19 protein-coding genes, 1 tRNA gene and 1 pseudogene are annotated in these 23470 nt (G+C 59.2%); 12 read left to right on the forward strand and 9 right to left on the reverse strand.

All coding sequences use genetic code 11. The features are described 5' to 3' along the window. The first annotated feature begins 48 nt into the window (after positions 1-48). From ACQKP1_RS12380 to ACQKP1_RS12405, 6 genes are all read left to right on the forward strand, one after another. Complete coding sequence (locus ACQKP1_RS12380) at positions 49-939, forward strand: ABC transporter permease (RefSeq protein ID WP_427275450.1); 891 nt, start codon at positions 49-51, stop codon at positions 937-939. Next, positions 936-1718, forward strand: a complete 783-nt coding sequence (locus ACQKP1_RS12385) for an ABC transporter permease (RefSeq protein ID WP_427275451.1) — start codon at positions 936-938, stop codon at positions 1716-1718. The genes ACQKP1_RS12380 and ACQKP1_RS12385 overlap by 4 nt, the downstream gene beginning before the upstream one ends. Before the next feature lie 12 nt (positions 1719-1730). Next, positions 1731-2783, forward strand: a complete 1053-nt coding sequence (locus ACQKP1_RS12390; RefSeq protein WP_203016693.1) for an ABC transporter ATP-binding protein — start codon at positions 1731-1733, stop codon at positions 2781-2783. 74 nt (positions 2784-2857) lie between these two features. Continuing rightward, the gene (locus tag ACQKP1_RS12395) at positions 2858-3901 is read left to right on the forward strand and encodes a zinc-dependent alcohol dehydrogenase family protein (RefSeq protein WP_427275452.1); all 1044 of its coding nucleotides are present in this window, start codon (positions 2858-2860) and stop codon (positions 3899-3901) included. 101 nt (positions 3902-4002) lie between these two features. Then, positions 4003-5160 carry an ABC transporter substrate-binding protein gene (locus tag ACQKP1_RS12400; protein WP_427275453.1) on the forward strand — a complete coding sequence of 386 codons (1158 nt, stop codon included), beginning with the start codon at positions 4003-4005 and terminating at the stop codon, positions 5158-5160. Positions 5161-5235: 75 nt separating this feature from the next. After that, positions 5236-6105 carry a hypothetical protein gene (locus tag ACQKP1_RS12405; protein ID WP_427275454.1) on the forward strand — a complete coding sequence of 290 codons (870 nt, stop codon included), beginning with the start codon at positions 5236-5238 and terminating at the stop codon, positions 6103-6105. Between the two features lie 225 nt (positions 6106-6330). On the opposite strand, the gene metH is transcribed toward ACQKP1_RS12405, so the two are convergent. After that, positions 6331-10092: a methionine synthase gene (metH, locus tag ACQKP1_RS12410; protein WP_427275455.1), complete on the reverse strand. Its 3762-nt coding sequence runs from the start codon at positions 10090-10092 to the stop codon at positions 6331-6333. Positions 10093-10249: 157 nt separating this feature from the next. Between metH and ACQKP1_RS12415 the strand changes: the two genes are divergently transcribed. After that, positions 10250-11506 carry an AGE family epimerase/isomerase gene (locus ACQKP1_RS12415; RefSeq protein ID WP_427275456.1) on the forward strand — a complete coding sequence of 419 codons (1257 nt, stop codon included), beginning with the start codon at positions 10250-10252 and terminating at the stop codon, positions 11504-11506. Between the two features lie 74 nt (positions 11507-11580). Here ACQKP1_RS12415 and ACQKP1_RS12420 read toward each other — a convergent pair whose 3' ends face one another. Further along, on the reverse strand, positions 11581-12324 hold the full coding sequence (locus tag ACQKP1_RS12420; protein ID WP_427275457.1) for an SIMPL domain-containing protein: 744 nt from the start codon (positions 12322-12324) through the stop codon (positions 11581-11583). Between the two features lie 191 nt (positions 12325-12515). Here ACQKP1_RS12420 and ACQKP1_RS12425 point away from each other — a divergent pair. Next, positions 12516-12591, forward strand: a tRNA-Ile gene (locus tag ACQKP1_RS12425). A gap of 200 nt (positions 12592-12791) precedes the next feature. Here ACQKP1_RS12425 and ACQKP1_RS12430 read toward each other — a convergent pair. From ACQKP1_RS12430 to ACQKP1_RS12440, 3 genes and pseudogenes are all read right to left on the reverse strand, one after another. Then, a pseudogene (locus ACQKP1_RS12430) lies at positions 12792-13772 on the reverse strand (site-specific integrase); the annotation flags it as partial. Next, the gene (locus ACQKP1_RS12435; protein WP_427275458.1) at positions 13735-14004 is read right to left on the reverse strand and encodes a helix-turn-helix transcriptional regulator; all 270 of its coding nucleotides are present in this window, start codon (positions 14002-14004) and stop codon (positions 13735-13737) included. The pseudogene ACQKP1_RS12430 and the gene ACQKP1_RS12435, both read right to left, overlap by 38 nt. A gap of 596 nt (positions 14005-14600) precedes the next feature. Continuing rightward, the gene (locus ACQKP1_RS12440; RefSeq protein WP_427275459.1) at positions 14601-14978 is read right to left on the reverse strand and encodes a hypothetical protein; all 378 of its coding nucleotides are present in this window, start codon (positions 14976-14978) and stop codon (positions 14601-14603) included. A 223-nt stretch (positions 14979-15201) separates the two neighbouring features. Here ACQKP1_RS12440 and ACQKP1_RS12445 point away from each other — a divergent pair, with 223 nt between their 5' ends. The 3 genes from ACQKP1_RS12445 (at position 15202) to ACQKP1_RS12455 (ending at position 17966) form a co-directional block, all read left to right on the forward strand. Further along, on the forward strand, positions 15202-15936 hold the full coding sequence (locus tag ACQKP1_RS12445) for a hypothetical protein (protein ID WP_427275460.1): 735 nt from the start codon (positions 15202-15204) through the stop codon (positions 15934-15936). Next, complete coding sequence (locus ACQKP1_RS12450; protein WP_427275461.1) at positions 15926-16900, forward strand: hypothetical protein; 975 nt, start codon at positions 15926-15928, stop codon at positions 16898-16900. Before ACQKP1_RS12445 ends, ACQKP1_RS12450 begins: the two co-directional genes overlap by 11 nt. Before the next feature lie 97 nt (positions 16901-16997). Then, positions 16998-17966, forward strand: a complete 969-nt coding sequence (locus ACQKP1_RS12455; RefSeq protein ID WP_427275462.1) for a hypothetical protein — start codon at positions 16998-17000, stop codon at positions 17964-17966. A gap of 23 nt (positions 17967-17989) precedes the next feature. On the opposite strand, the gene ACQKP1_RS12460 is transcribed toward ACQKP1_RS12455, so the two are convergent. Further along, positions 17990-18685 (reverse strand): hypothetical protein, encoded by a 696-nt coding sequence (locus ACQKP1_RS12460; protein ID WP_427275463.1) that lies wholly within the window; start codon positions 18683-18685, stop codon positions 17990-17992. Positions 18686-19177: 492 nt separating this feature from the next. On the opposite strand from ACQKP1_RS12460, the gene ACQKP1_RS12465 reads away from it, so the two are divergent. Next, positions 19178-19924, forward strand: a complete 747-nt coding sequence (locus tag ACQKP1_RS12465; protein ID WP_427275464.1) for a hypothetical protein — start codon at positions 19178-19180, stop codon at positions 19922-19924. Between the two features lie 164 nt (positions 19925-20088). Here ACQKP1_RS12465 and ACQKP1_RS12470 read toward each other — a convergent pair whose 3' ends face one another. Genes ACQKP1_RS12470 through ACQKP1_RS12480 form a run of 3 tightly spaced genes read right to left on the reverse strand, consistent with a single transcriptional unit; the run spans position 20089 to position 23464 of the window. Next, positions 20089-20958 (reverse strand): ABC transporter permease, encoded by an 870-nt coding sequence (locus ACQKP1_RS12470; protein WP_427275465.1) that lies wholly within the window; start codon positions 20956-20958, stop codon positions 20089-20091. Next, the gene (locus ACQKP1_RS12475; protein ID WP_427275466.1) at positions 20955-21902 is read right to left on the reverse strand and encodes an ABC transporter permease; all 948 of its coding nucleotides are present in this window, start codon (positions 21900-21902) and stop codon (positions 20955-20957) included. The genes ACQKP1_RS12470 and ACQKP1_RS12475 overlap by 4 nt, the downstream gene beginning before the upstream one ends. Positions 21903-21958: 56 nt before the next feature. After that, positions 21959-23464 carry an ABC transporter substrate-binding protein gene (locus ACQKP1_RS12480; protein ID WP_427275467.1) on the reverse strand — a complete coding sequence of 502 codons (1506 nt, stop codon included), beginning with the start codon at positions 23462-23464 and terminating at the stop codon, positions 21959-21961. Positions 23465-23470 lie beyond the last annotated feature (6 nt).

Consider the following 23470-nt stretch of genomic DNA (forward strand, 5'->3'; position numbering starts at 1 on the left):
TCGCATTTTAAGAAGATCCGTCGAAACGCGGACAGAGGGGCAGATCGAATGTCGACAGAGGCGGTGAGCCCGGGCCATCAGGCACGGCCACGAACGAAACTTCCACTTCACTGGCTCGGGGTCTTGCCCTTTGCAGCCTTCGTGATTCTCTTCCTGATCATGCCGACGATGAAGATCGTCATCGGCGCCTTTCAGCGTCCGGACGGCTCGTTCACCTTCGACAACGTGCTTGGCCTATTCACCCCGTCGATCATGGCCGCCTACTGGATCTCCATCAAGATCAGTCTAGCCTCGGCCATTCTCGGCTGCCTGATCGGCTTCGGCGTGGCCGCCGCGGTTATTCTCGGCGGACTGCCTGCCTGGATCCGCAGCCCGCTACTGACATTTTCCGGTGTTGCCTCGAACTTCGCCGGCGTGCCGCTCGCCTTCGCCTTCCTCGCGACGCTTGGCCCCGTCGGCATGTTGACCGTCTTCCTCAAGACCCAACTCGGCATCGATCTGCGCCTTCTCGGCTTCAATCTTCTGTCCTTCTGGGGACTGACGATCACCTATCTCTTCTTCCAGATTCCCCTCATGATCCTGATCATCACACCCGCACTCGACGGCCTGAAGCGCGAATGGCGTGAAGCAGCCTCAATCCTCGGCGCGACGAATGCGCAATACTGGCGGCTCGTGGCCTTCCCGATCCTTTTGCCCTCGATCCTTGGCACTATGGCCCTGCTTTTCGCAAATGCGTTCGGCGCCGTCGCAACCGCGATCGCACTGACCGGCTCTTCGCTGAATATCGTGCCGATCCTGCTCTTCGCCCAGATCCGCGGCGACGTGCTGGGCGACCCCCATCTCGGCTACGCGCTCGCCTTTGGCATGATCGTCGTCACCGGAATTGCCAATGGCCTCTACATCTGGCTGCGCGCCCGCAGCGAAAGGTGGATGAAATGAAACGTCTCTGGGCTTGGGCCGCACTGATCTTCGGCCTTCTCTATTTCATCCTGCCGCTGATCGGCATGACCAACTTCTCGCTGAAGATGCGCCGCGGCGAGTATTCCTTCGATGCCTATGCCAAGGTTCTGGCCGATCCGCGTTTCCAGGAAACCTTCAGCTATTCCGTGACGATGGCACTGACGACCATCATCTTCGGGGTATTCCTGATCGTACCGTCAGCCTATTGGGTGCGCCTCAAGATGCCGGGCCTCCGCCCCTATATCGAATTCGTCACGTTGCTGCCGCTCGTCATCCCGGCGATCGTCGTCGTCTTCGGCTATATCAGGCTCTACAACACCTCAAGCTGGCTACCGCTGACCGGCTCCTCGATGGGCACGAACATGCTGCTGATGTTCGGTTATGCCACGCTCGGTCTGCCCTACATGTACCGGGCAGTTGATACGGGCTTGAGAACCATCGACGTCGCCACCCTGACGGAGGCAGCCCAAAGCCTCGGCGCGGGCTGGGCCACGATCATCGGCCGTATCATCCTGCCGAATGTCTCGGTCGCCGTCATGTCGGGCGCCTTCGTCACCTTCGCCATCGTCATGGGCGAATTCACGATGGCCGCCCTTCTGAACAAGCCGGCCTTCGGACCCTACATGCAGCTGCTCGGCGCCAACCGCGCCTATGAGCCGGCCGCCCTCGCCGTGATCGCCTTCGGCATCACCTGGGCATGCCTCGGCCTGATGCAGCTCGTCTCCCGCCTCCAGAAAACAGCCCCCCGCCAGGCTTGAGGACATCAATTCATGAGCTTTCTAACCCTGAACCACCTCAAGAAATCCTTCGGCGCAACCCAGGTCGTGCACGACTTCAACATGGCGATCGACAAGGGCGAGTTCATCTCCTTCCTTGGGCCCTCCGGCTGCGGCAAGACCACCGTGCTGCGCATGGTGGCCGGTTTCGAGACCCCGTCGGCCGGCTCCATCGTCGTTGATGGCAAGGACCAGACCAACTTGAAGCCGAACCAGCGCAATATTGGCATGGTCTTTCAGGCCTATGCGCTGTTTCCCAACATGAATGTCTTCGACAACGTCGCCTTTGGCCTGAAGATTGCCGGCATGTCGAAAGCCGATATCGAAACACGCGTGAAGGAGATGCTCTCCCTCATTCACCTCGAACATCTCGCTGAGCGCTATCCCTACCAGCTGTCGGGCGGACAGCAGCAGCGCGTCGCACTCGCCCGCGCGCTTGCCCCCAAACCCCAGGTCCTGCTCCTCGACGAACCGCTTTCGGCGCTCGACGCCAAGATCCGTGTTTCACTGCGCGAAGAGATCCGCCAGATCCAGCAGAAGCTCGGCATCACCACCGTCTTCGTTACCCATGACCAGGAAGAGGCGCTGTCGATCTCTGACCGGATCGTCGTCATGAATGCAGGCAAGGCCGACCAGATCGGCACGCCCTTCGAGATCTACAACCGTCCCACGACCCGCTTCGTCGCCTCCTTCGTCGGCACGCTCAACGTGCTCGACGCCGTCGTTGCAGATCAGGGCGCCGGCTTGGTCAAGATCGGCGACAAGATGCTCACCATCAAGGAGGCGATTTCGTCCGCGAACGGCCAGACAATCCAGCTCGCCATGCGACCGGAAGCCGGCACGCTCTCAGGCGCGGATGAAGCCACGGTGCATGGGCAGGTGACATCGAGCCAGTTCCTCGGCTCCGTCATCCGCACACGCATCGATGTCGCCGGAAAGACGCTCTCCTTCGACACCTTCAACGACCCCGGCATTAAACCGCCTGTTGTCGGCGATACCGTCGGCGTGAAAATCGACCCCTCCGCCTTGATCGTGCTCGCCGACTGAGGCAAACCACGTCCAAAGGCAAACGTGTCGGAATGCCGTCCGCAAGGGCGGCATTCGCATCTGGAGGATATCCCATGCGGGCGATGTATTTTGAAGCATTCGGTGCAACACCGGAGATCCGCACGCTACCCGATCCGACGCCGACCAATGCCGGCGTCGTCATCTCCGTGAAGGCAACGGGCCTCTGCCGCAGCGACTGGCACGGCTGGATGGGCCACGATCCCGATATCCGACTTCCCCACGTCCCCGGCCATGAACTGGCCGGCACGATCGCGGCTGTCGGCCGTGACGTGCGCCGCTTCAAGGTCGGCGATCGTGTAACGGTGCCCTTCGTCTCAGGCTGCGGCCACTGCATGGAATGCCGCTCCGGCAACCAGCAGGTTTGCGAAGAGCAATTCCAGCCCGGCTTTACCCATTGGGGCTCGTTCGCCGAATATGTGGCCATCGACTATGCCGACCAGAACCTCGTGCATCTGCCGACTGAGATCAGCTACGAGACGGCGGCCAGCCTTGGCTGCCGCTTTGCCACCTCCTTCCGGGCGGTGGTCGACCAGGGACGTCTGCAGGGCGGTGAATGGCTGGCAGTCCATGGTTGCGGCGGTGTGGGCCTCTCGGCGATCATGATCGGTGCTGCGCTCGGCGCTAATGTGGTGGCGATCGACATAGCCGAGGACAAGCTGGCGCTGGCCAAGGCGCTGGGCGCATCCGTTGCCATCGACAGCCGTTCGGTCGCCGATGTCTCCGAAGCAGTGCGTGACGTGACCGGTGGCGGTGCGCATGTCTCGGTCGATGCGCTCGGCCATCCCCAGACCTGCTGCAACTCGATCCTCAACCTTCGCCGGCGCGGCCGCCATGTGCAGGTCGGCCTGATGCTTGCCGATCACGCGACGCCGGCGATCCCGATGGCGCGGGTCATTGCCCACGAACTCGAGATCTATGGCAGCCACGGCATGCAGTCCTGGCGTTACGATTCCATGCTCCGCATGATCCTGTCGGGCAAGCTCTCACCGGACCGCTTGATCGGCCGCCGCATCACCCTGACCGAGGCAGCACCGGCGCTCGCTACCATGGACAGCTTCCGCGAAAACGGCATCAGCATCATCGACCGGATGGTTTGAGGACTGCCCGCGCAATCACGTTTCGCCCTATGGTGTGATAGCGTTAACCCGTTTGTGGTGAACTTCGGCTGCACGAAACCGGCAACGGATCGAGAGCAGCCATGGTCAGGAAGAAGACATCGACGGAGATTGACGCCAAGGGTTTCATGGCCGAATTCATGCGGCTGAAACGCGGCTCCGTCACGCGTCGTCATTTTCTCTCTGTCACCGGGCTCGGAATGGCAGCCCTCGTCATCGGAGGAAGCAGCAGGACAAGCGTGGCGACTTCGGAAGGTTCGCCGCTCGGCAAGAAGGTCTCGCTCGCAACCTGGCCGAACTATCATGATCCCAAGACCTTCGAGGACTTCACCGCCCGCTATGGCGTAGAGGTCGACGTCTCGATCATCGGTTCCAACGAGGGCACTTTGCTCGCCCTTGAACGAGGCAGGGTCTGGGACATCATCATCCCCACCCAGTATGCGATCGCGCCCTATGTGAAGCGCGACATGCTCGAGCCCCTCGAACTCCGACGCCTGCCGAATTTCGATCTTGCCGCCCATGCCGACCGCTTCCTGAAGCCCGGCGTCCGGGCAGGCGCGATCTTTGCCGTGCCGAAAAACGCCGGCACGACCGGCATCGCATACAACAGCCGCCAACTGAAGCCAGTCGAGACCTGGCGCGACTTCTTCGATGTCGCCATGACGAAGGCGACGGGCCGGACCATCGTGCATGACTACCAGCTGACCGCCATCGGCGGCGCTCTGGTGGCGCTTGGCCACGACTTCAACTCCCTGGACCCGACGGAACTGCAACACGCCGAAGACCTGCTCATGCGGGTCAGGCCGCACCTCTTGGCCGTCGACAGCGACTACCAGCCTGCAATGCGCACCGGGGAAGCCTGGATGACCATGTGCTGGAGCAATGACGCCTCGCAAATGCACCGCGACGTGCCCGAGATCGCCTATGCCATTGCGACCGATGGCGGAGAGATCTGGACGGATTATTACGCGATCCCTGCCAAGGCCCATAACAAACCGGGCGCCCATGCCCTGATCAACCACCTGCTCGAACCCGAGATCGCCGCCCGCGAGCACATCGTCCATGGCGGCACGGTCACCGACAGCCGCGTCCGCGCGCTTCTGCCCGAAGAGATCCTCGCGGACGAAATCATTTATCCCGACGAAGCAAAGCTGACACCGCTGGAGTTCGGATTGGCCGTCGCAATGACGGACCCGACCCGCGCCGAGATCATGAACCGCTTTCGCGCCGCCCGCGGCTGACGTCGCTCTTCCCGCGTGATAGGCAAGGCACGTGCACGGGAGGCTCCGGCACGATCGATCAAGCACGGGATTGCCATGCCGCAGATTTCCATCATCGACACCATTTCAGACCCCGGCAAAGACACGAGACCAAACGAGGATCGCCTCGGCTACAACAGCCACGCCGCTTTCGTCATCGACGGCGCAACCGGCCTTGGCGACCGCCAGTTCATGGATGGCTTCGGCTCGGACGCCGCATGGATCGCGGAATTCGCAGCGCTGCGTTTCGCCGAGCACCTCGACCGGAGCGCAGATCCGAAAGCGGTACTGAGAGCCGTGTCCGAAGAAGCGCGCGACGCCTTCCTCGCGACGGCGGGCGAACAGCCGCGCTACACCTGGCCGCTCTGCAGCCTGACCGCCCTGCAGGCGACCAGCACCGGTTTCCGCTGGTTCGGCCTTGGCGACAGCTGCATGTATATCCTGCATGACGACGGCCAGTCCGACTTCGTCATCCCGATCCCCGGTGCCTATGAATGGGAGCAGCATCGGGCGGCAGAGCATATCGTTCGCGTTGGCGGCATCGGCGCGGCAGGCGTCGCCAATGACGATCCGCAGACGCTGGAAGACCTACGTCGTGGCCGCGCCTTGCAGAACACATCAGGTGGCTCGACCTGGACCTTCGGCGTGGTCCCCGAAGCCGCCGATCACCTCGCCATGGTGGACGTCCCCGTCTACGGCGGCGGCGCCACAGCCCTCCTCTGCTCCGACGGCCTCGCCGATCTGGTCGCGCTCTACAAGCTCTACACCCCCGCCACGCTGATCCAGCGCGCTGCGACGACGGGGCTGAAGTCACTGGTCTCAGAGCTTCGCCACATGGAGCGGGAGGTCGATCCGGATGGCTTGAAATATCCGCGCTACAAGCAGAGCGACGACACGACGGCGATCCTGCTGAGGCTGGAGGCGTGAAGGCAATTAGGAATCTGCCTCAATAGCTTACTAGCGAATTCGGAATCGATTTGTGAGCGGCCTAATGGAAAGGTGGAACGCCCAGTTGGGCCCCTCATCCGCCCTTCGGGCACCTTCTCCCCGCAAGCGGGGAGAAGGCCGTGTGGCTGGCGTTTTGCCGCCTTCTCCCCGTTCACGGGGAGAAGGTCCCGGCAGGGGGATGAGGGGCAATTGCCCGCCAGCCGATTACTCCGCGGCCACCGCCTTCGGCACATAATTCAACACCGGCCCAAGCCAACGTTCCACTTCGCGCACATCCATACCCTTGCGCGCCGCATAGTCCTCGACCTGGTCACGCTCGACCTTGGCGACGCCGAAGTAATAGCTGTCGGGATGGCCGATATAGAGACCGGAGACGGACGAGCCCGGCCACATGGCATAGCTCTCCGTCAGCGTCACACCGGTCGCCTTGGTCGCGTCGAGCAGCGAGAACAGCGTCACCTTTTCCGTATGGTCGGGCTGCGCCGGATAGCCAGGCGCCGGCCGGATGCCGGCATAGGTTTCCGAGATCAGCTCCTCGGGCGTTAGGGCCTCATCCGAAGCATAGCCCCAGAACTCCTTGCGTACCTGTTCATGCATGCGCTCGGCAAAGGCCTCGGCGAAACGGTCAGCCAAAGCCTTCACCAGGATCGAAGAGTAATCGTCATTCGCCCGCTCGAAGCGTTCGGCGATCGCCACCTCCTCGATACCGGCCGTGACAACGAATCCGCCGACATAATCCGGAAGGCCCGTCTCCAGAGGTGCTACGAAATCCGACAAGGCGACATTCGCCCGTCCCTCGCGCTTGGCGATCTGCTGACGCAGCGTGAAGAAGGTTGCGAGTTCCTCCTTCCGGCTGTCATCCTTGAACAGCCGGATGTCATCACCCACAGCATTGGCCGGCCAGAAGCCGATGACCGCACGCGGCCGGAACCAGTTCTCCTCGATGATCTTCTTGAGCATCGCCTGCGCATCGGCAAACAGCTGTCGCGCCGCCTCGCCCTGCTTCTCGTCTTCCAGGATCGCCGGATAGCGACCCTTCAGCTCCCAGGTCTGGAAGAAGGGCGTCCAGTCGATATAGCGGGCAAGCTCGGCAAGATCATAGGTCTCGAACACCTTCGTGCCGGTAAAGCTCGGCTTGGTCGGCTTGTAGGTGCTCCAGTCGAGCTTGACCGCATTCTCCCGGGCGGATGCCAGCGGCTGGCGCTGCTTTTCGGCTTCCGCCCGCGCATGGGCCTCTGCCACCTTGGCATATTCGCCCTTGATGCCCTCGACATAGGTCTCGTTGCCATCTTCGGCCAGCAATGCGGAAACGACGCCGACGGCACGGCTGGCATCGGTCACATAGATCGCCTGCCCCGCCTTGTATTGCGGATGGATCTTGACGGCCGTGTGTACCCGGCTCGTTGTCGCCCCGCCGATCAGGAGTGGTATGCTAAAGCCCTGTCGCTGCATTTCGGAGGCCACATGCACCATCTCGTCCAGCGACGGCGTGATCAGGCCGGAGAGCCCGATGACATCGACATTCTCTGCTTTCGCCACTTCGAGGATCTTGGTGGCCGGCACCATGACGCCGAGATCGATGATCTCGTAATTGTTGCAGGCAAGCACGACACCGACGATGTTCTTGCCGATGTCGTGCACATCGCCCTTCACCGTCGCCATCAGTACCTTGCCGGCCGCCTGGCGATCGCCGGTACCGCCATTCAGCCGCTTCTCTTCTTCCATGTAAGGAAGAAGCACGGCCACCGCCTGCTTCATCACGCGGGCCGATTTCACCACCTGCGGCAGGAACATCTTGCCGGCGCCGAAGAGGTCGCCGACGACATTCATGCCCGCCATCAGCGGCCCCTCGATGACGTGAAGCGGACGGTCGGCCTTTTGGCGCGCCTCTTCCGTATCGATATCGATGAACTCGGTGATGCCGTTGACCAGCGCATGCTCCAGCCGCTTTTCGACCGGCCATTCGCGCCACGTCATGTCCTGCGTGCGGGTCTTCGCCTCGCCAGTGCCACGATAGCGCTCAGCAATCTCCAGCAGCAGCTCGGTGCCGTCGCGGCGCCGGTTCAGCACGACGTCTTCGCAGGCCTCGCGCAGGTCAGGATCGATGCTTTCATAGACCGCCAGCTGGCCGGCATTGACGATGCCCATATCCATGCCCGCCTGGATGGCGTGATAAAGGAAAACCGCATGCATGGCCTCCCGCACCGGCTCATTGCCACGGAAGGAGAATGAGAGGTTCGAAACACCGCCCGAGATATGCACCAGCGGCATTTCCTGCCGGATCGTCCGCGTCGCCTCGATGAAGTCGACACCGTAATTGTCGTGCTCCTCGATGCCGGTCGCGACCGCAAAGACGTTCGGATCGAAGATGATGTCTTCGGGCGCAAAGCCCGCCTCTTCCGTCAGGATGCGATAAGCGCGGCGGCAGATCTCGACCTTTCGCTCATAGGTATCGGCCTGGCCCTTCTCGTCGAAGGCCATGACGACGACGGCAGCACCATAATTGCGGATGAGCTTCGCCTGGGCGACGAAATTCTCCTCGCCCTCCTTGAGCGAGATGGAATTCACCACCGCTTTGCCCTGCAAGCATTTGAGGCCCGCTTCGATGATCGGGAACTTCGACGAGTCGATCATCACGGGCACGCGGGCGATGTCGGGCTCGGCGGCGATCAGGTTCAGGAATTCGACCATGGCCTTCTCGGAATCGATGAGGCCCTCGTCCATGTTGATGTCGATGATCTGCGCGCCGTTCTCCACCTGGTCGCGCGCAACGACAAGCGCTGCGGAATAGTCGCCAGCGGTGATCAGCTTGCGGAACTTGGCCGAGCCCGTGACATTGGTGCGCTCGCCAACATTGACGAAGGGAATGTCCTTGGTGAGCTCAAAGGGCTCGAGGCCGGAGAGGGACATGAACGGGCGGTGTTCGGCGGGCAGCCGCGGCGCCCTGCCCTTCACGGCCTCGGCAATGGCCGCGATATGCGCGGGCGTCGAGCCGCAGCAACCGCCAACGACATTGACGATACCCTCTTCGGCAAAACCGGCAACGAGCTCCGCCATCTCCTCCGGGCTCTGGTCATACTGGCCGAATTCATTCGGCAACCCGGCATTCGGATAAGCGGAAATGAATGTGTCGGCGACACCCGACAGCTCCTGCAAATGCGGGCGCATGGCGTCTGCCCCGAGCGCGCAGTTCAAACCGACGGCAAACGGCTTGGCATGGCGGATCGAATTCCAGAAGGCCGTCGGCGTCTGGCCGGACAGCGTGCGGCCCGAAAGGTCTGTGATCGTTCCCGAAATCATCACCGGCAGGCGAATGCCCTTGGCAAGGAAACGCTCCTCACAGGCAAAGATCGCCGCCTTGGCATTCAGCGTATCGAAGATCGTCTCGATCAGGATGAGATCGGCACCGCCGTCGATCAACCCGTCGATCTGCTCGCCATAGGCGGCGCGCAAGTCATCGAAGGAAACAGCGCGGTACCCCGGATTGTTGACGTCAGGCGAAATCGACGCCGTGCGGTTTGTCGGCCCGATGGCTCCGGCGACGAAACGTCGCTTGCCGTCCTCGCGTTCGGCCCGGAAGGCCGCCCGGCGCACGAGTTCGGCGCCATGGCGATTGAGGTCATAGACCGCCCCTTCCATCTCGTAATCGGCTTGCGCAATGCGTGTCGACGAAAAGGTGTTGGTCTCGAGAATGTCGGCCCCCGCCATCGCATAGCGGAAATGGATGTCCTCGATGGCATCAGGCTGCGTCAGGATCAGCAGGTCGTTATTGCCCTGCTGGTGACAGGCGCAGCCAAGGAAACGTTCGCCGCGAAAATCGTCTTCCGTCAGGCCGAGGCCTTGGATTTCCGTACCCATGGCGCCATCGAGGATCAGGATGCGTTCGCGCGCCGCCTCTTGCAGCGCCTTCAGGATCTCCGCCCCGTCACGGTTTGCGCCCTCGCGGCCGAACAGTTGATCGAGCATCTGCGAACTCTCCTATTGCGTATGCGACACGCCCAAATCACATAAAGATATCTTTATGTCAACATTTGATCCATCTGTGCGTGACAAAGGTCAGGCGGTGGAAGCGACGTCGGCGATCGGCTATAGAAACGGCTACGATGCGTCCAGGGAGGAAGAAATGTCGGAAAATCAATCACAGCTGCTGCCATCCCCCCCCTGGAGCGCCCGCCCCTATCATCGCAAATGGCTGCTGGCACGCGCCGACGAACTCTTCGATTTCTTCTCCGGCCCGGCCATCAACCCGAAGGGCGGCTTCTACGACCTGTCGCGCGATGGCAAGCCGCTGTCGACCGACAACCCCGCGCGTGGCATCCATGCCAGCGCCCGCATGGTGCATTGCTACGCCATCGGCCACCTGCTCGGCCGGCCAGGTTCTGCCGACATCGTCGATCACGGCATGCGTTATCTCTGGGATCGCCACCGCGATGAGAAGAACGGCGGTTATTTCTGGCAGGCTGATAACACAGGTCCTGCCGACGACTCGAAACAGGGCTACGGCCACGCCTTCGTCCTGCTCGCGGCCTCCTCGGCCAAATGCGCCGGCCACCCGCTCGCCGACGCCATGCTCGCCGATATCACCGAGGTGATCGAGCAGAAATTCTGGGAGGAAGAGCACGGCGCAATCGCCGAGGAATTCTCCGCCGACTGGCAGCCGGTCCCAGGCTATCGCGGCCAGAATTCCAACATGCACCTGACCGAAAGCCTGATGGCCGCTTATGAGGCGACCGGCGAACGGCACTATCTCACAAAGGCCGAGCGCATCGCCGACCTGATCATCAACCGCCGCGCCCGCGAGGAAGCCTTCCGCGTCGCCGAGCATTTCGATGAAAACTGGGTGGTCGACCGCAAATACTATCACCCGAACGAAATGTTCCGCCCGGCCGGCACCACACCGGGCCACTGGCTGGAATGGGCAAGGCTTCTCTTGCAGCTCTGGGTGCTCGGCGGCAAGCGCCAGGCCTGGATGCCGGAGGCGGCACGCGGCCTCTTCTTCCAGTCCATGGCGCTCGGCTGGGACAAAGAGAAGGGCGGCTTCTTCTACACGCTCGACTGGGAAAACGCCCCCGACAAGCGCGCCAAACTCTGGTGGCCGCTTTGCGAGGGTGCCGCTGCCGCGCATTTTCTCAGCCAGCACCAGGAAAGCGACTTCCACGAAGAGAGCTACCGCAAGATCTGGAACTACATCGCGAACAACAATCTCGACCGCGAGTTCGGCGGCTGGCACGAGGAACTGACCGAAGACGGCATCCCGTCCAACATCCTCTTCCCCGGCAAGGGCGACATCTACCACGCGCTTCAGGCCTGCCTGATCCCGCTCTTCCCGGCAGACGGAAGCCTGACGAAGATGATCGCCGAGCATCCGCTCGACGTTTGAACGTCGTCGAGATAACTGAACACAAAAAGGGCCGGAAAACCGGCCCTTTCTCATACTCGCAACGGTGGGCGCGCTTACTGTTCGATGGCGTAGGTGATGTTGACGGTCACCGAATAGCGGTTTTCGCCGGATGCGATCGGCACCGACTCGTCCGCCATCTTTGCCATCGGCGCTGCGGCATACATTTGCGGCATCGGCCGGGCGAAGTTTTCCGAGATCTCGACGATACGACCGATCCTCACGCCGGCGGCCTCCGTCAGCGTCTTTGCCTTGGCGGCAGCCTTCTCGACCGCCTGCTTGCGCGCAGCTTCGATAGCCGTATCCGGATCGTCATTGGTGAACGTGATGCCACCGCCCTGGTTGACGCCGAGCGTCACCGACCGATCGATGATCTCACCCAGCTTGGCAAGGTCGCGAACCCGAACGGTCAAGCCGTTGCTGACCGTGTAGCCGACGATCACAGGCGCCTCATAGGTGCCATCGGTTCTGTTTTCCTGCTTGTATTTCGGCTGGATCGAAAAATCCGTGGTCTGCACGTCCTTCTCGGCGATGCCCTGCTCCTTGAGGGCGGCAAGCACTTCACGCATGGCGGCACTGTTGGCCGACAGCGCCTCGCCAGCAGTCTCTGCATCGCGAACGACGGAGAGCGAAATGACCGCCATATCGGGCGCGATCGCCGCCTCCCCCTCGCCCGAGACCATGATCGTCGCTTCGCGAAGCTGGCCTTCAGCCGCCACGGCTTGCGCAACAAAACCGGTCGAGAGAACCGAACCCGACAAAGCCGTGGCCATGACGAGCGCGCGTGTAAATTTCAGCATGGAATATGTCCTTTGTCCCGCAATGCCGGCGGACCTCTTCGTCTCACCCGGCACAATGCCCTTCCGGCACCTGTGATGACGCGTGATTGTGAAGCCAATGCGGCAGAGGCTTGTCGCATACCGGAAATTGCGTTAGAGCCCGTGACCGGTGCGGGGTGACCATAACCCGCCCGACGGCATCACGCCGGGCTGGGCCTGTAGCTCAATGGTTAGAGCCGGCGGCTCATAACCGCTTGGTTGGGGGTTCGAGTCCCTCCGGGCCCACCACTTCTGCTTTCCACCATTGTTTTTGCATCGTTTTCTCCGTTTATTGTCTCACTGAATTCCCGACCCGCCGAAAGTGGGACATTTCGCCGGGCCACGTAGCTTCTACGCCGCTCAAAACCGGCATCGATAACGCGCTTCGATTGGGCCGTTTTCGTATAGTGCTGAGCCATCTTCGAATCGGACCAGCCGAAAATGGCCATGAGCTGATGTTCTGTGGCGCCCGCTTCTGCAAGGATCGTGGCGGAGGCCTTTCGAAGTCCGTGTGACGAACATTCCGGTAGCCCGGCTTCATCACACCATTGCCGCATCTTGTTGCCGAAACCGTTGGACATGAACGGCTTGCCGTATTCCGTCACCAGGAAGGTCGGTTTGTCATGAGTGATGGCGTTCAAAGCGTCGTTGAGCTCTGCGGTGACCGGCAAGCTCAAGAACTGCGCATATTTGCCCGCGCCCTTTTGCGGCACGAACTCGATGCGCTCGCCGATCAGGTTGCGCCAGCCGAGCTTGACCAAGTCCGATCGCCTCACACCGAGGTTCAACATCAGCTCGAATGCCAGTCTCGCCATCGTTCCGAGCGGATAGACAGTTCGAAACCGATCTAGCTCGATCTCGCTCCAAGAATGAAAGCCGTCTGACTTGTGAATTTTTGTCACGCCCTCTGCAGGGTTGAAGGTTGCAATGCCTTCCCTGATCGCCCAATTGAATAGAGCCTTCAGATACTTGACGAGTTTGTCGGCGGCTCCAGGCGTGTGACTGCGCTTCATCTGGCTTGCCTCAACGTCCGACTTCCGCATTTTCTTGAACGGCAGGTTGCCAACAAGCTCGCAATAGCGATTGAGGACACTCTTCTTGTCGTTCTTCGTCGCCGCCGAATAGGTCTGGAAAAGCTTTGACCGGTAGTAGGTCTCCACAAGCCACCGGACTGTCCCCTCTTGGACACGCAACGGCGGCAATGGCTTGCTGCCACGATCCCCGGCAATGACGCGATGATACTCTTCAGCAAAGGCTGCGGTGATATTGCCTTGATCGTCGACATATGGCGACGTCATCCGATATTTCGGCAAGCCAGGAATACGGATGTAATAACGCGCGTTGCCAAACCGGTCGACATCGCGACTGCAATAGCGAAACGGCGTGCTGGCTCTACCCAACCGTCTTGTCGAAGGGGTTTTCGATGTCATCGTCTACATCTCCTTCCTGGTTCGCCTCAACGAGATCGTACCAGCACGCCCGAAGCTGACCAGCATCCCAGCGGCGCAAATTTCCGATCTTGATCCCTTTGGGCATCAATCCCTGCCTGACCCAAGTGTCGAAGGTACTCGGCGAAACATCAAGAAGTCTCGCCGCCTCGAGACGACCAACTGCGAAACGAACCAGAGGCGGCTCCACGCTACGAGAAACATCCGGCTTCATACTAAGTCCCCAGCTTTGTTCGATTCGAACACGGCAACTAGATCGAAAGCACCCGCCACTCATGTTGGAGGCGCCAATAATTGGCGAGAGCGCTTTTGAGCGGTCCCAAACGGCAATAATCAGCGTTATTGCTCGGCTCGTAAACCGACAGATTTGTAGTGATTGAAATCCGGATAGCGCTTGACTGGTCGGCATTGCTTGGTCAACCGGTCAATTTCGGCACGCGGATTCGCTTCTCCTATGGATTGGAGCGTCGCCGATTGCCTAGGTGACAGTCTGATGACCCATTGGAATCCAAGGCAAGTTTGCCAATCTGTACGGCTGACAACCATGAAAGGTGGCGCGTCCAATCACACTTCCTGCGAGCCAGACAAATTTGCGGCGTGATCGAAGCAGCATTTGGCGCGTGGGTTTGAATATTTGCCTGAGCAGACGCCAAGCGACGTCAGTTCTTCTAAGGCGGGGCAGTTCGGAAGTTAGGCTGAAAGACGAGGTTGCACCTATCCACTGCTGCGGTTGAAGGCGCGCCACAGGCGCCGTACCACCGGTGGGAACAGGCTGTTTAGACCCAACAGGTCCTCTAAGTGGGCGCTCAACTAACTCACAGCTTCCGCAATGAGATAGCGCATGATCTCCAGCAATTGCGTGCGATCATCCTCGCCGAGTTGATCCAATGCAATGCGCATGGGATTGTCGAGGGATGTACCGCGAAAGAGATCGACTATCGCTCGCGCAGCATCCAGCGGTTTGTCGCCCGAGGGAGCGGCTTGGATGTTCGGATCACATGCATTCTGATCCCAAGGCCATCCAGTCCCACGCAGGAAATGGAGGCGAGCCATTTTCCTCACTGCTACGTCGCGGCTCTCCGTCACTTCATAGACCTTGAAAACGGAAAGCCCCGTCTGACGCGAAATGTCAGGCACACTGATATTCATAGCACGAAGCCGTTTGGCCTCTTCTTCTGCGGCGTTCAAAAAGCGCGCTCCTCGACAAAGCTTCGATCGGCAGGACGGATACCACCCAGTTCCTTAACTTGGTCTTCCTGACCTGCGGGCGGCGACGGCATAATCTCACGCCTACAAACGGACGAAATCGCCAAGACCCTGAAATGTTTGCGAATAGATCACAACCGATAAGGGTCCTTAAGCGAAAATTAGCGCCTGATAAGTGAGGCTGCACTCCTCGCCGGAGTTTCAGATGCACTTATCGCCCAGCCTTCCTTCAGTTCTCGTCTCAGCGCTTCTCGCCTGTACCGGGATCTCCCATGCAAGCGAACCCACGCCAGTCCTGGAGTTGGCCAATGCGCCCGGCTTCACAGAGCGCTATGCCGGCAACACACAAGTTAACGGCCAGTTTCTCTCTGGGCTGTCTTATGTCAGTGGCCGACCAAGCGGGGCTTTCAAGGATCTCAAGCTCGCATTTGTTCGAAGAGATGACGCGGCACCACAAACACTTTGCGTCCGTTTGACGTCTGACGACGGGCGATACTGGGCGGCCAACGTGTATCGTGCGACAGGATTGTTCAACGTGCCGCCAAGGGTGCCAATCCCAACCAAATATCAAGAACAGCTGGATCTGTATGGCGCAAACAGTCTGCTGATGCTGGCAACCGTTGCAACCGACTGCGGGGAGACGGCCGAGAAGATCTATGTTCCGGGAATTATCGGTGAAAGCGACGAGGAGCAGTTGCTCCTGGCGCATGTCAATGTCAGCCAGAGCAAGGTGCTAGCGAGGCTTGAGGCCGAGGACCACAGCATCCTGCAATCTGGAAGCTGCAAGAAGCCTTCCGGCGGTCCGCGTGTAACCTACTCGCACATCTGCCAGGTTGCGATTCCAGCCGCGGTCAGAGGCAAGCAAGTCGATCTCGTCATCGGCGTGAGGGGACTAACCGGACAGGCAACCGAGCAACGCTACGCAATTCATGTTGACTAGGCTCAAGAGCATCGGCGGCAATCCGATTGCTGCATCGTTCGGCGTGGCGGCATTGCTCGCAACGGCGGCCACCTCCGCATTGTTCTGGTTCTCGGCCAACTCGACAACGCTGACATCGATCAAGGCCAACTCTGAAATCGTCTCATTCAGCGTATTCAACCCAGAACTGGCGATCATTTACGCGAAAGGTCTTAAGGTCAGCACCTGGTCTGGTGATGAGAACCGGGAAAATCGGTGCTTCGAAGGCGCGTTTCTACCTGGCGTCGGTGCGCAGGTCACATATCTGCGCACCGAAGACGGCCCCCTACAAATCATTATTGAGGGCAAGGGCGAGCTTCGCAGCCCACAGGGCAGCGTTGTACCGTTTGAAGGCGAGTTGCTGCTTTTTCGAGACAACGACGAGTGTGGCACACTGCAGGCGGAGCGCTTTCCCGTATGGGGGCCAGGTCGGATTGGATCGCCCTTCTCGATGCGTGGCGACGGACCAGGACCAATACTTGTTTCCGGATCGCTCGACGTTTTTGGTCGCACCCTGAACCTCCCCCTGCTTGGCGATGGCGGCTCTCTTTATGCGGCCATCGAGGGGATGGCTGTACCGCCAGGCAGTTTGATTGAAACAAACGTCAGAGAAGGCGCCCCAGGGAATGACGGTGCCGAAGCCGCAATGTTCGGCTTCATAGAAGTCAGTGACACTGATCCGGGGTTTTCCGTATCTGTGTCCACTGAGTCAAGAGAACTACGCCTGACACCGCCCGGCGCACGCGCTGACAGCAGCAGAATTGACCTCGGCTTATTCGTGCAGGCGCTGAACGACCCCGGCTTCCTGAAAATCCAGCTGTTCTTCATCTTCATGTTCGCTCTTTGGCCGTTCGCTATTGAGCTAATTAGGTCAGCAACAACGGCGCTCAGCAAGCCCCACGTTGAGAGCAAGGGAACCGCCGAGCAACCCATCGGCGAAGGCTGAAAGCAAAATGACAACCAACTCCCGCCAATTCTGCACCACCGCCTTGGTAGGCTTGGCACTCTGCCTATCGCAAGTTCCAGCGACTGCGGAAACGGTAATGCTGTCCCGAGGAGATGACACTTTCGGCCAAGGATGGCTATTCCTGGATGGCTCGGGAAAGTGCCGCATAGCAACCCCCAGGCATGTGATTGAAGCGGCGGATGGAACGCTGACGACCCCGGACTTGCTCGACAGTTTCGGCCGTCTTCATCCAACGGCAAATCCTGTGCCTGCTGCAGATGCAGATCTAGACCTGGCGTTTCTGACGGTCGGCGGCCCGATCACGCAGGAGCCGTGCAGCAGAGACCGGGTCCAGGCGACGCCGCTTCAGCCAATCATCGATCGCATCAAGCAAGCAACACTGGAAATCACAACCCCGACAGAGCGGCAATCGATCACCGTTGCCTTTCGCGCTTTGTCACGAGACAGCGAAGGCGGCAAGATCATAGCACTGTCAGCGACCGATGCTAGGGCCTCGCTGCAAAAGGGGATGAGCGGCGGCACGATCATGTACAACGGCAGACCGATCGCCATGTTGTACGAGGTCGATCCGGACGAAGGCATCGGTGTCGCCTTGCGTTACGACCAGATTGCCGTCGAACTGCAAAAAGTTTCGGGCGTATCGAAGCCCCAGATACAGCATAACCTGCCTTTTCAAAGCCTTATGCTTGCCAAGGGACGCATATCGAAACGCGATAGCAGCATCGGCGCGTTCCTCGCCGAGACTTCTCCTCTTTATCTGTCGCCGTCAGGAGATCGCGTGACGCTTGTCGTCGAAATGGAGCAGCTTTCCAACATCAGCGGCATTCGCTTGAACGGGAGCGGGTTGTCAGGGCAAGGCGCGCTGGTCATCGAGACTGATACAGACGGACAAGGGTTCGTTCCGGGAGCACGCTGCGAGCTTTCGAACGAAACCACATGCAACATGTCCCCCAGACGCGTGTCACGTCTTCGCCTGACTCTCACCGGCCCACAAACAACAGATTATGTGATTAATAGCATTGAGCCCTTTGCGGACGAACTATAACCGCAAGATATCTAGTCCACGTGCTAGTTTTTCCCTGCAGGTTTCTCGTCATCAAAGAGCTGCAGCGTTGCAGGGAACAAAAATCCCCCATCCACATTGCAGCTGCCAAAGCCCTTTAACGCGAAACCTTCATACCGTGTGAATTCGAAGCTACATGCTTTATCGCCGGAACTGAAATAAAACGGCGTAGCAACGGTTATCATGCCTCCACGAATATTTCCCGATCCGATATACTCGTCCGAAACTCGTGGATTGTTTAGCATTTTGACACGAAATTCGAGATTTTCACTACTCGGATATTCCGCCTCAAAACTGAACTGATATCCAAGATCACGGAAAAGCCTCATAAGATAATTGTTGCTTACCCTCTCGACCATATCCTTATCTGTACTTTCAGTAGCTTTCTGCCAATCCTCCGGCAGTTGTGCGGTGATGACAAATGTCTTGAAACCAGCAAAATGCGCACGAAGCGCCAGCGAGCGAACATTCGGATCTTCGACTGAAAATGCAGTGCGGATTGCAAGCTGAACCTCGGTGGCGTCGCCCTTTTTGAGGATCTCATCCAGCTGGGCCAACCTCATCACCGGATCGGGATCGTTGATAGCATCAATGACTGCCTGGAGTTCACCATAGCGGACAGTCGCATCCGCAAAGACCGGGCTGGAAATCGACAAAGAGCAGAGTGCTGCAGAGGCGAACAACTTGGAGAAAAACGTCATAAGCGAGCTCCTAGATTACGTCACAGCATTATCAAGCGTTTGATAACCTAGGGTTAAGTCCCGGCGCGATTTACTCGTCCACACCCACCATCGCCCGGACATCACGCGCGCTCTGAGATCAGATCTACCGCAGATTTCCCCAAGGCCGCGTCAGGTCAATTCACCCGAACACTCTCACTTCAGATCAGAAGCCCAAGCTGCTCCAGCTGACAGCGTACCGCTACTGGCGGGCAGCTGATCGACATATGCTGGCGCATCGGAAATTCGCTCAACTCCTTCCTGCCAACTCGCAGTCGTTGGTCATCAAGCGCAGCGGAGAACCTGACCATGGCGGGGCCTTCAGCTGAACCCACGGTTTTTTAGCGAGCAACTTAAACGAAACGAAACAACGAGGTTGCATCATCAAGAATACTCAACGCGCCGAGGCCATAGACTGCTGGCTCGGCACGAGATCCAGTCTTTACGTCACCGCACCATAGAGAACCTGATTTCATGAAGCTCGCATACTCTTCCCTGATCGCTTTTTCTCTGCTTATCCCGGCCGCAAATGCCGCGACACGAGAGGAATTCAGAGGCGGATGGTCGCGACCGTGCGGCGAGGGTCAAACCTGCCGATTGGATATCGACGACATGAAGTCGCGTAAGACAGTCGAGATCAAGTTTTCGATCGAGGGCAACGGACAGAATTGCAGTTGGTCCGTTGATGCGGTCTACGACAAGAGTTTGGGCGGACCGGTCGCCATGGACCCCTATGGTAACTACGGCTTCTACCTGGCTGTCCTTGACGACGGACGCCTTTATTCGTCTGGCACCATGATACAAATCTGCGGCCCTCAGCCGCTTGACCAGCACTACACATCCGACGTGCAGCATCTGATCGAGTATCGATCTGTCTTTGACCACAACGGCTCAGAGATGGACGTCGATCCTGAGGCCGGCACAATCCTTTACAGGGCACCAAAGCCGGCCATATCGGGCACCGTCAAACCACGAACCCTGCTGTTCAAGGCAGACCGCCCCTGGGACGTTTACGACGAACAGTCGGTGGTGGAAGGCACAGCCTATGTGTTCAAGAAGGGATGCGAACCTGCCCCTTATCGCGTTTCAGGGCGCCACGAAGGTTGGCATACGCTGATACTAAAAGGTCCCGCCCCCGTTCGCGAGAAGAACGGCTGCAAGATAATCGGCTACAAGAACAATGGCAACGCCACCCTGAAATTCGTCAGCTTGGGGGATTAGTCCAGAGCAGGCGATTTGCCCAACACTTTGGATTACAAACCTGCATCACACATCAAGAGTCAAATATTGCTTGCGCTTCATCGGCAGCCACTGACCGCCTAAACGCGTCCTCCTCGGCTGACTGAGAACTGGCCGAATGAGCACGCCCCCGGATGAGCGTAACGCTAATCCCGGGACTGGTTGAGCGCGTCATTCAGCCCGTCACCAAGCAAATTGAAGCCGAGCACGATCACGACGATGGCCAAGCCTGGCCAGATCGACATCCACGGCGCGTCGATCATGAACTGACGGGCGACGTCGAGCATGCTGCCCCACGAAGCCGCTGGGGGGCGCTGGCCAAGCCCCAAGAAGGCGAGGCTTGCCTCTGCGAGGATCGCAACCGCCATGGTGATTGTTGCCTGGACCACCACGGGGGTCACGACATTGGGCAAAATATGCGAGATGATGATCGAACCATCTCGCATGCCCTGCCCGCGTGCTGCGGTCACGAAGTCTTCGTTCTTGATCGACAGCACCTGGCCGCGCACCAGCCTGATGAAGATTGGCATTGCAGAAATACCGATGGCGATCATCGCATTTTGCAGACTTGCACCGAGAAAAGCGGCGAGCGCGATCGCCAGGACCAGAAACGGGCATGCTAGCAGCGCATCGGTACAACGGGAGATAACGCTGTCTAGCCAGCCGCCGAAGTAGCCAGCGATGAGCCCAAGCGGCAGACCTGCCAAAATAGCGATACTGACTGCGATCAACCCTGCGAGAAGTGAGGCCTGCGCACCATACACCACGCGTGAGAGCACATCGCGTCCAAGATCATCGGTGCCCATCCAGTGCATGGCTGATGGCGCCTTGCGCACATTCAGCCAGTCCGAGGCGACTGGATCATAAGGGGCGATCCACGGAGCAAAGACCGCCAGCACGACGAAGAGCAGGACGATCGCCAATCCGATCACTGCGCTGCGCTGAGCAAGAACACGCGAGACGAAACTCCGCTTCTGCGCGCCGGTCGCTGCCGGAACTGTCATAACCGTGCTCATGCTTGCAACCTCGGGCTCAGTTTTACGTAAAGGATATCTGCGATAAGGCTCAGCAGAAGAAAGATCGCAGCGGACGCCAGGATCACAGCCTGGACGACCGCGTAGTCCCGGCTGAACACGCCATCGACGATCATTTTCCCAAAGCCGGGGATCCCGAAGACTTGTTCGGTGAGCACGGCACCCGAAAGCAACTCGCCAAGGTGCAGGGTTCCGGTTGTGACGATAGGAATAAGACCGTTACGCAACGCGTGTCTAACAATGACAATGCGCTCGTTCAGACCCTTGGCGCGCGCGGTCCGGACGTAATCTTGCTTCAGAACGGTCAGCATCGAATTGCGGGTATGGCGCATGATAATTGCCGCAGCAGCCGTGCCGAGGACCAGACTTGGCAAAAATGTGTAGCGCAGGTTCTCTAAAGGAGACACGGTGAAATTAACGAAGCCACCACTGGGTAGCCATCCGAGGGTCACGGCAAAGATCATGATCAAGATGATGCCGAACCAGAAACTTGGTACCGACAGGCCCGCAAGTCCGAGCGTGGTCACGGTGACATCAATATAGCTCCCGCGCCGGATAGCAGCCAGGATCCCGGCGGGCACGCCGATGATGATTGCAATGAGCATAGCCTGCAGGGAAAGCTGCAGCGTTACAGGGAGGCGTTGCGCCAGCATTTCACCAATTGGCAACTTGGTGCGGATCGACACCCCGAAATCGCCCTGCAGCACGCCACCGAGCCATTTGACATACTGGACCGGCAAAGGCTGATCCAGGCCATACTTGACCCTGATGCTTTCAATGGCCGCCGGGCTCGGATCCTCTCCAGCGAGAGCGATAGCGGGGTCCCCAGGCAGAAGTTTGAGCAGCAGGAAGACGAAGATGGAGAGGATCAAAAGCGTCGGGATTGCTGAAAGCGCCCGCCGAAGGATGAAGTTGAGCAATGCCATGTTGAAGGCCCTTCACGGATGCCGGGCGGACAGCAGTCCGCCCGGTCATCACAGTATCAGTTTGAAGGCTTGAGCCCAGTTACGCGAAGCAATCCGTCTGGATAGATCTCAATGCCGTCCACATTGGCTCGGGCACCGTAGATCCACGAAGGATGGTAAAGCGGAATCGTCGGCAAGTCGCCCAGCAGGATCTCGTTGATCTTGCTGTAAAGCGCGACACGCTCCTCCTGCCTCACTTCGGTACGCGCATCCGCTAGCAGCTTGTCCAATTCCGGATTGCTGTATCCGTTGAGGTTTTGGCTGCCCTTGGATCCGAAGAATGTATTGAGCGTTGGGTCAGGATCCGCACGACCGCTCCAGTTACCGATGTAAAGTTGGAAGTTGCCCGCCAGATAACGCTCGATTGCGGAAGACGTCTCGAGCGGGAGAAGCTCGACCTTGAACCCGGCCTCGCCGGCCATCGCTTGGATCATCTGAGCCACTCGGCCGTCGGTGAGGGAGTTCTCGTAAGTGATTTCGATGGTCGGCGCCTCGACGCCTGACTGCACAATCAGCTCCTTCGCCTGTTCGACGTCGCGCACAGGCATCGCCATATCCTTGCTATGGAAAGGACTGAGCGGCGTCAGCATCTGATTGTCAGCTGTGAACGCGCCATTGAACGCAACTTGATTGATGGCATTTCGATCAAGCGATAGCTCCAGCGCCTTGCGCAGCTGCGGCTGTGTTGCCAGAGCGCTCCCGGAGTCTTCTCGCACGTTGATGAAGAGATGAGAAACGCCAAGGCCGGGCGATTCATGCAGAGCCAACCGGTCGTCGTCTTTGAGCGTCTGCAGGTCAGTGGGCGCAATACGCTCAGCAATATCGAGATCGCCGGCCTGAAGGCGTGACAAACGGACAGTCGAATCCGGGAGGATCAAATATTGAATGCTGTCGTAGCCAATGGCATCCGCGTTCCAGTAATCGGCAAATTTTTCAAGCTTGATGGAATCGCGGGCAATTCGTTCGACGAACTTGAACGGGCCCGAGCAAACCGGCGAAGCCGCAAAGCCATCGCCTGCAGCTTCGGCAGCAGAGGTCGAGACCATCATGCCAGCGCGGTCAGTCAAGACGGAGAGCAGCGGAGCGAAAGGGGCTTCAAGCTTGAAGACGACGGTCTGGGAATCTACGACCTCGACCTCCTTGATCGGGGAAAGCTCGCCCTTCCGCTTCGAGTCCTCCAGTGACTGCATTCGCTCGATGTTGGCCTTGACTGAAGCCGCGTCGAACTTGCTGCCATCATGGTAGACGACGCCTTCGCGAAGCTTGAACGTCAATTGGGTGCTGTCTTCGTTCCAGGACCATTCGGTCGCCAACTTGGGAACGATTTGAAGATCCTTGTTGAGGTCAACGAGCTTGTCGCACATGGCTTCAAACACGATGCGTCCGGCATAGGTGCCGCCCTGCGCCGGATCCAAGGCATCCGGGTCGTCCTGCAAGCCAACGCTCAGGCTGGCGGCACTGGCCGACGACATCGCAACCATTAAGGCCGCACCGGTAACGGAAAGCTTGCGCGCAATTCTCATGGCATT

Source organism: Allorhizobium sp. NPDC080224 (assembly GCF_050281005.1).
Lineage (GTDB): Bacteria > Pseudomonadota > Alphaproteobacteria > Rhizobiales > Rhizobiaceae > Allorhizobium.

Bases quoted from the DNA above. Each gene is read 5' to 3' on its own strand.
- ACQKP1_RS12480 (WP_427275467.1), bottom strand. From the start codon at position 23,464: ATGAGAATTGCGCGCAAGCTTTCCGTTACCGGTGCGGCCTTAATGGTT.
- ACQKP1_RS12460 (WP_427275463.1), bottom strand. From the start codon at position 18,685: ATGACGTTTTTCTCCAAGTTGTTCGCCTCTGCAGCACTCTGCTCTTTG.
- ACQKP1_RS12450 (WP_427275461.1), top strand. From the start codon at position 15,926: ATGTTGACTAGGCTCAAGAGCATCGGCGGCAATCCGATTGCTGCATCG.
- ACQKP1_RS12435 (WP_427275458.1), bottom strand. From the start codon at position 14,004: ATGAAGCCGGATGTTTCTCGTAGCGTGGAGCCGCCTCTGGTTCGTTTC.
- ACQKP1_RS12420 (WP_427275457.1), bottom strand. From the start codon at position 12,324: ATGCTGAAATTTACACGCGCGCTCGTCATGGCCACGGCTTTGTCGGGT.
- ACQKP1_RS12455 (WP_427275462.1), top strand. From the start codon at position 16,998: ATGCTGTCCCGAGGAGATGACACTTTCGGCCAAGGATGGCTATTCCTG.
- ACQKP1_RS12465 (WP_427275464.1), top strand. From the start codon at position 19,178: ATGAAGCTCGCATACTCTTCCCTGATCGCTTTTTCTCTGCTTATCCCG.
- ACQKP1_RS12415 (WP_427275456.1), top strand. From the start codon at position 10,250: ATGTCGGAAAATCAATCACAGCTGCTGCCATCCCCCCCCTGGAGCGCC.
- ACQKP1_RS12445 (WP_427275460.1), top strand. From the start codon at position 15,202: ATGCACTTATCGCCCAGCCTTCCTTCAGTTCTCGTCTCAGCGCTTCTC.
- ACQKP1_RS12395 (WP_427275452.1), top strand. From the start codon at position 2,858: ATGCGGGCGATGTATTTTGAAGCATTCGGTGCAACACCGGAGATCCGC.
- ACQKP1_RS12385 (WP_427275451.1), top strand. From the start codon at position 936: ATGAAACGTCTCTGGGCTTGGGCCGCACTGATCTTCGGCCTTCTCTAT.
- ACQKP1_RS12475 (WP_427275466.1), bottom strand. From the start codon at position 21,902: ATGGCATTGCTCAACTTCATCCTTCGGCGGGCGCTTTCAGCAATCCCG.
- ACQKP1_RS12380 (WP_427275450.1), top strand. From the start codon at position 49: ATGTCGACAGAGGCGGTGAGCCCGGGCCATCAGGCACGGCCACGAACG.
- ACQKP1_RS12390 (WP_203016693.1), top strand. From the start codon at position 1,731: ATGAGCTTTCTAACCCTGAACCACCTCAAGAAATCCTTCGGCGCAACC.
- metH (WP_427275455.1), bottom strand. From the start codon at position 10,092: ATGCTCGATCAACTGTTCGGCCGCGAGGGCGCAAACCGTGACGGGGCG.
- ACQKP1_RS12470 (WP_427275465.1), bottom strand. From the start codon at position 20,958: ATGAGCACGGTTATGACAGTTCCGGCAGCGACCGGCGCGCAGAAGCGG.
- ACQKP1_RS12405 (WP_427275454.1), top strand. From the start codon at position 5,236: ATGCCGCAGATTTCCATCATCGACACCATTTCAGACCCCGGCAAAGAC.
- ACQKP1_RS12400 (WP_427275453.1), top strand. From the start codon at position 4,003: ATGGTCAGGAAGAAGACATCGACGGAGATTGACGCCAAGGGTTTCATG.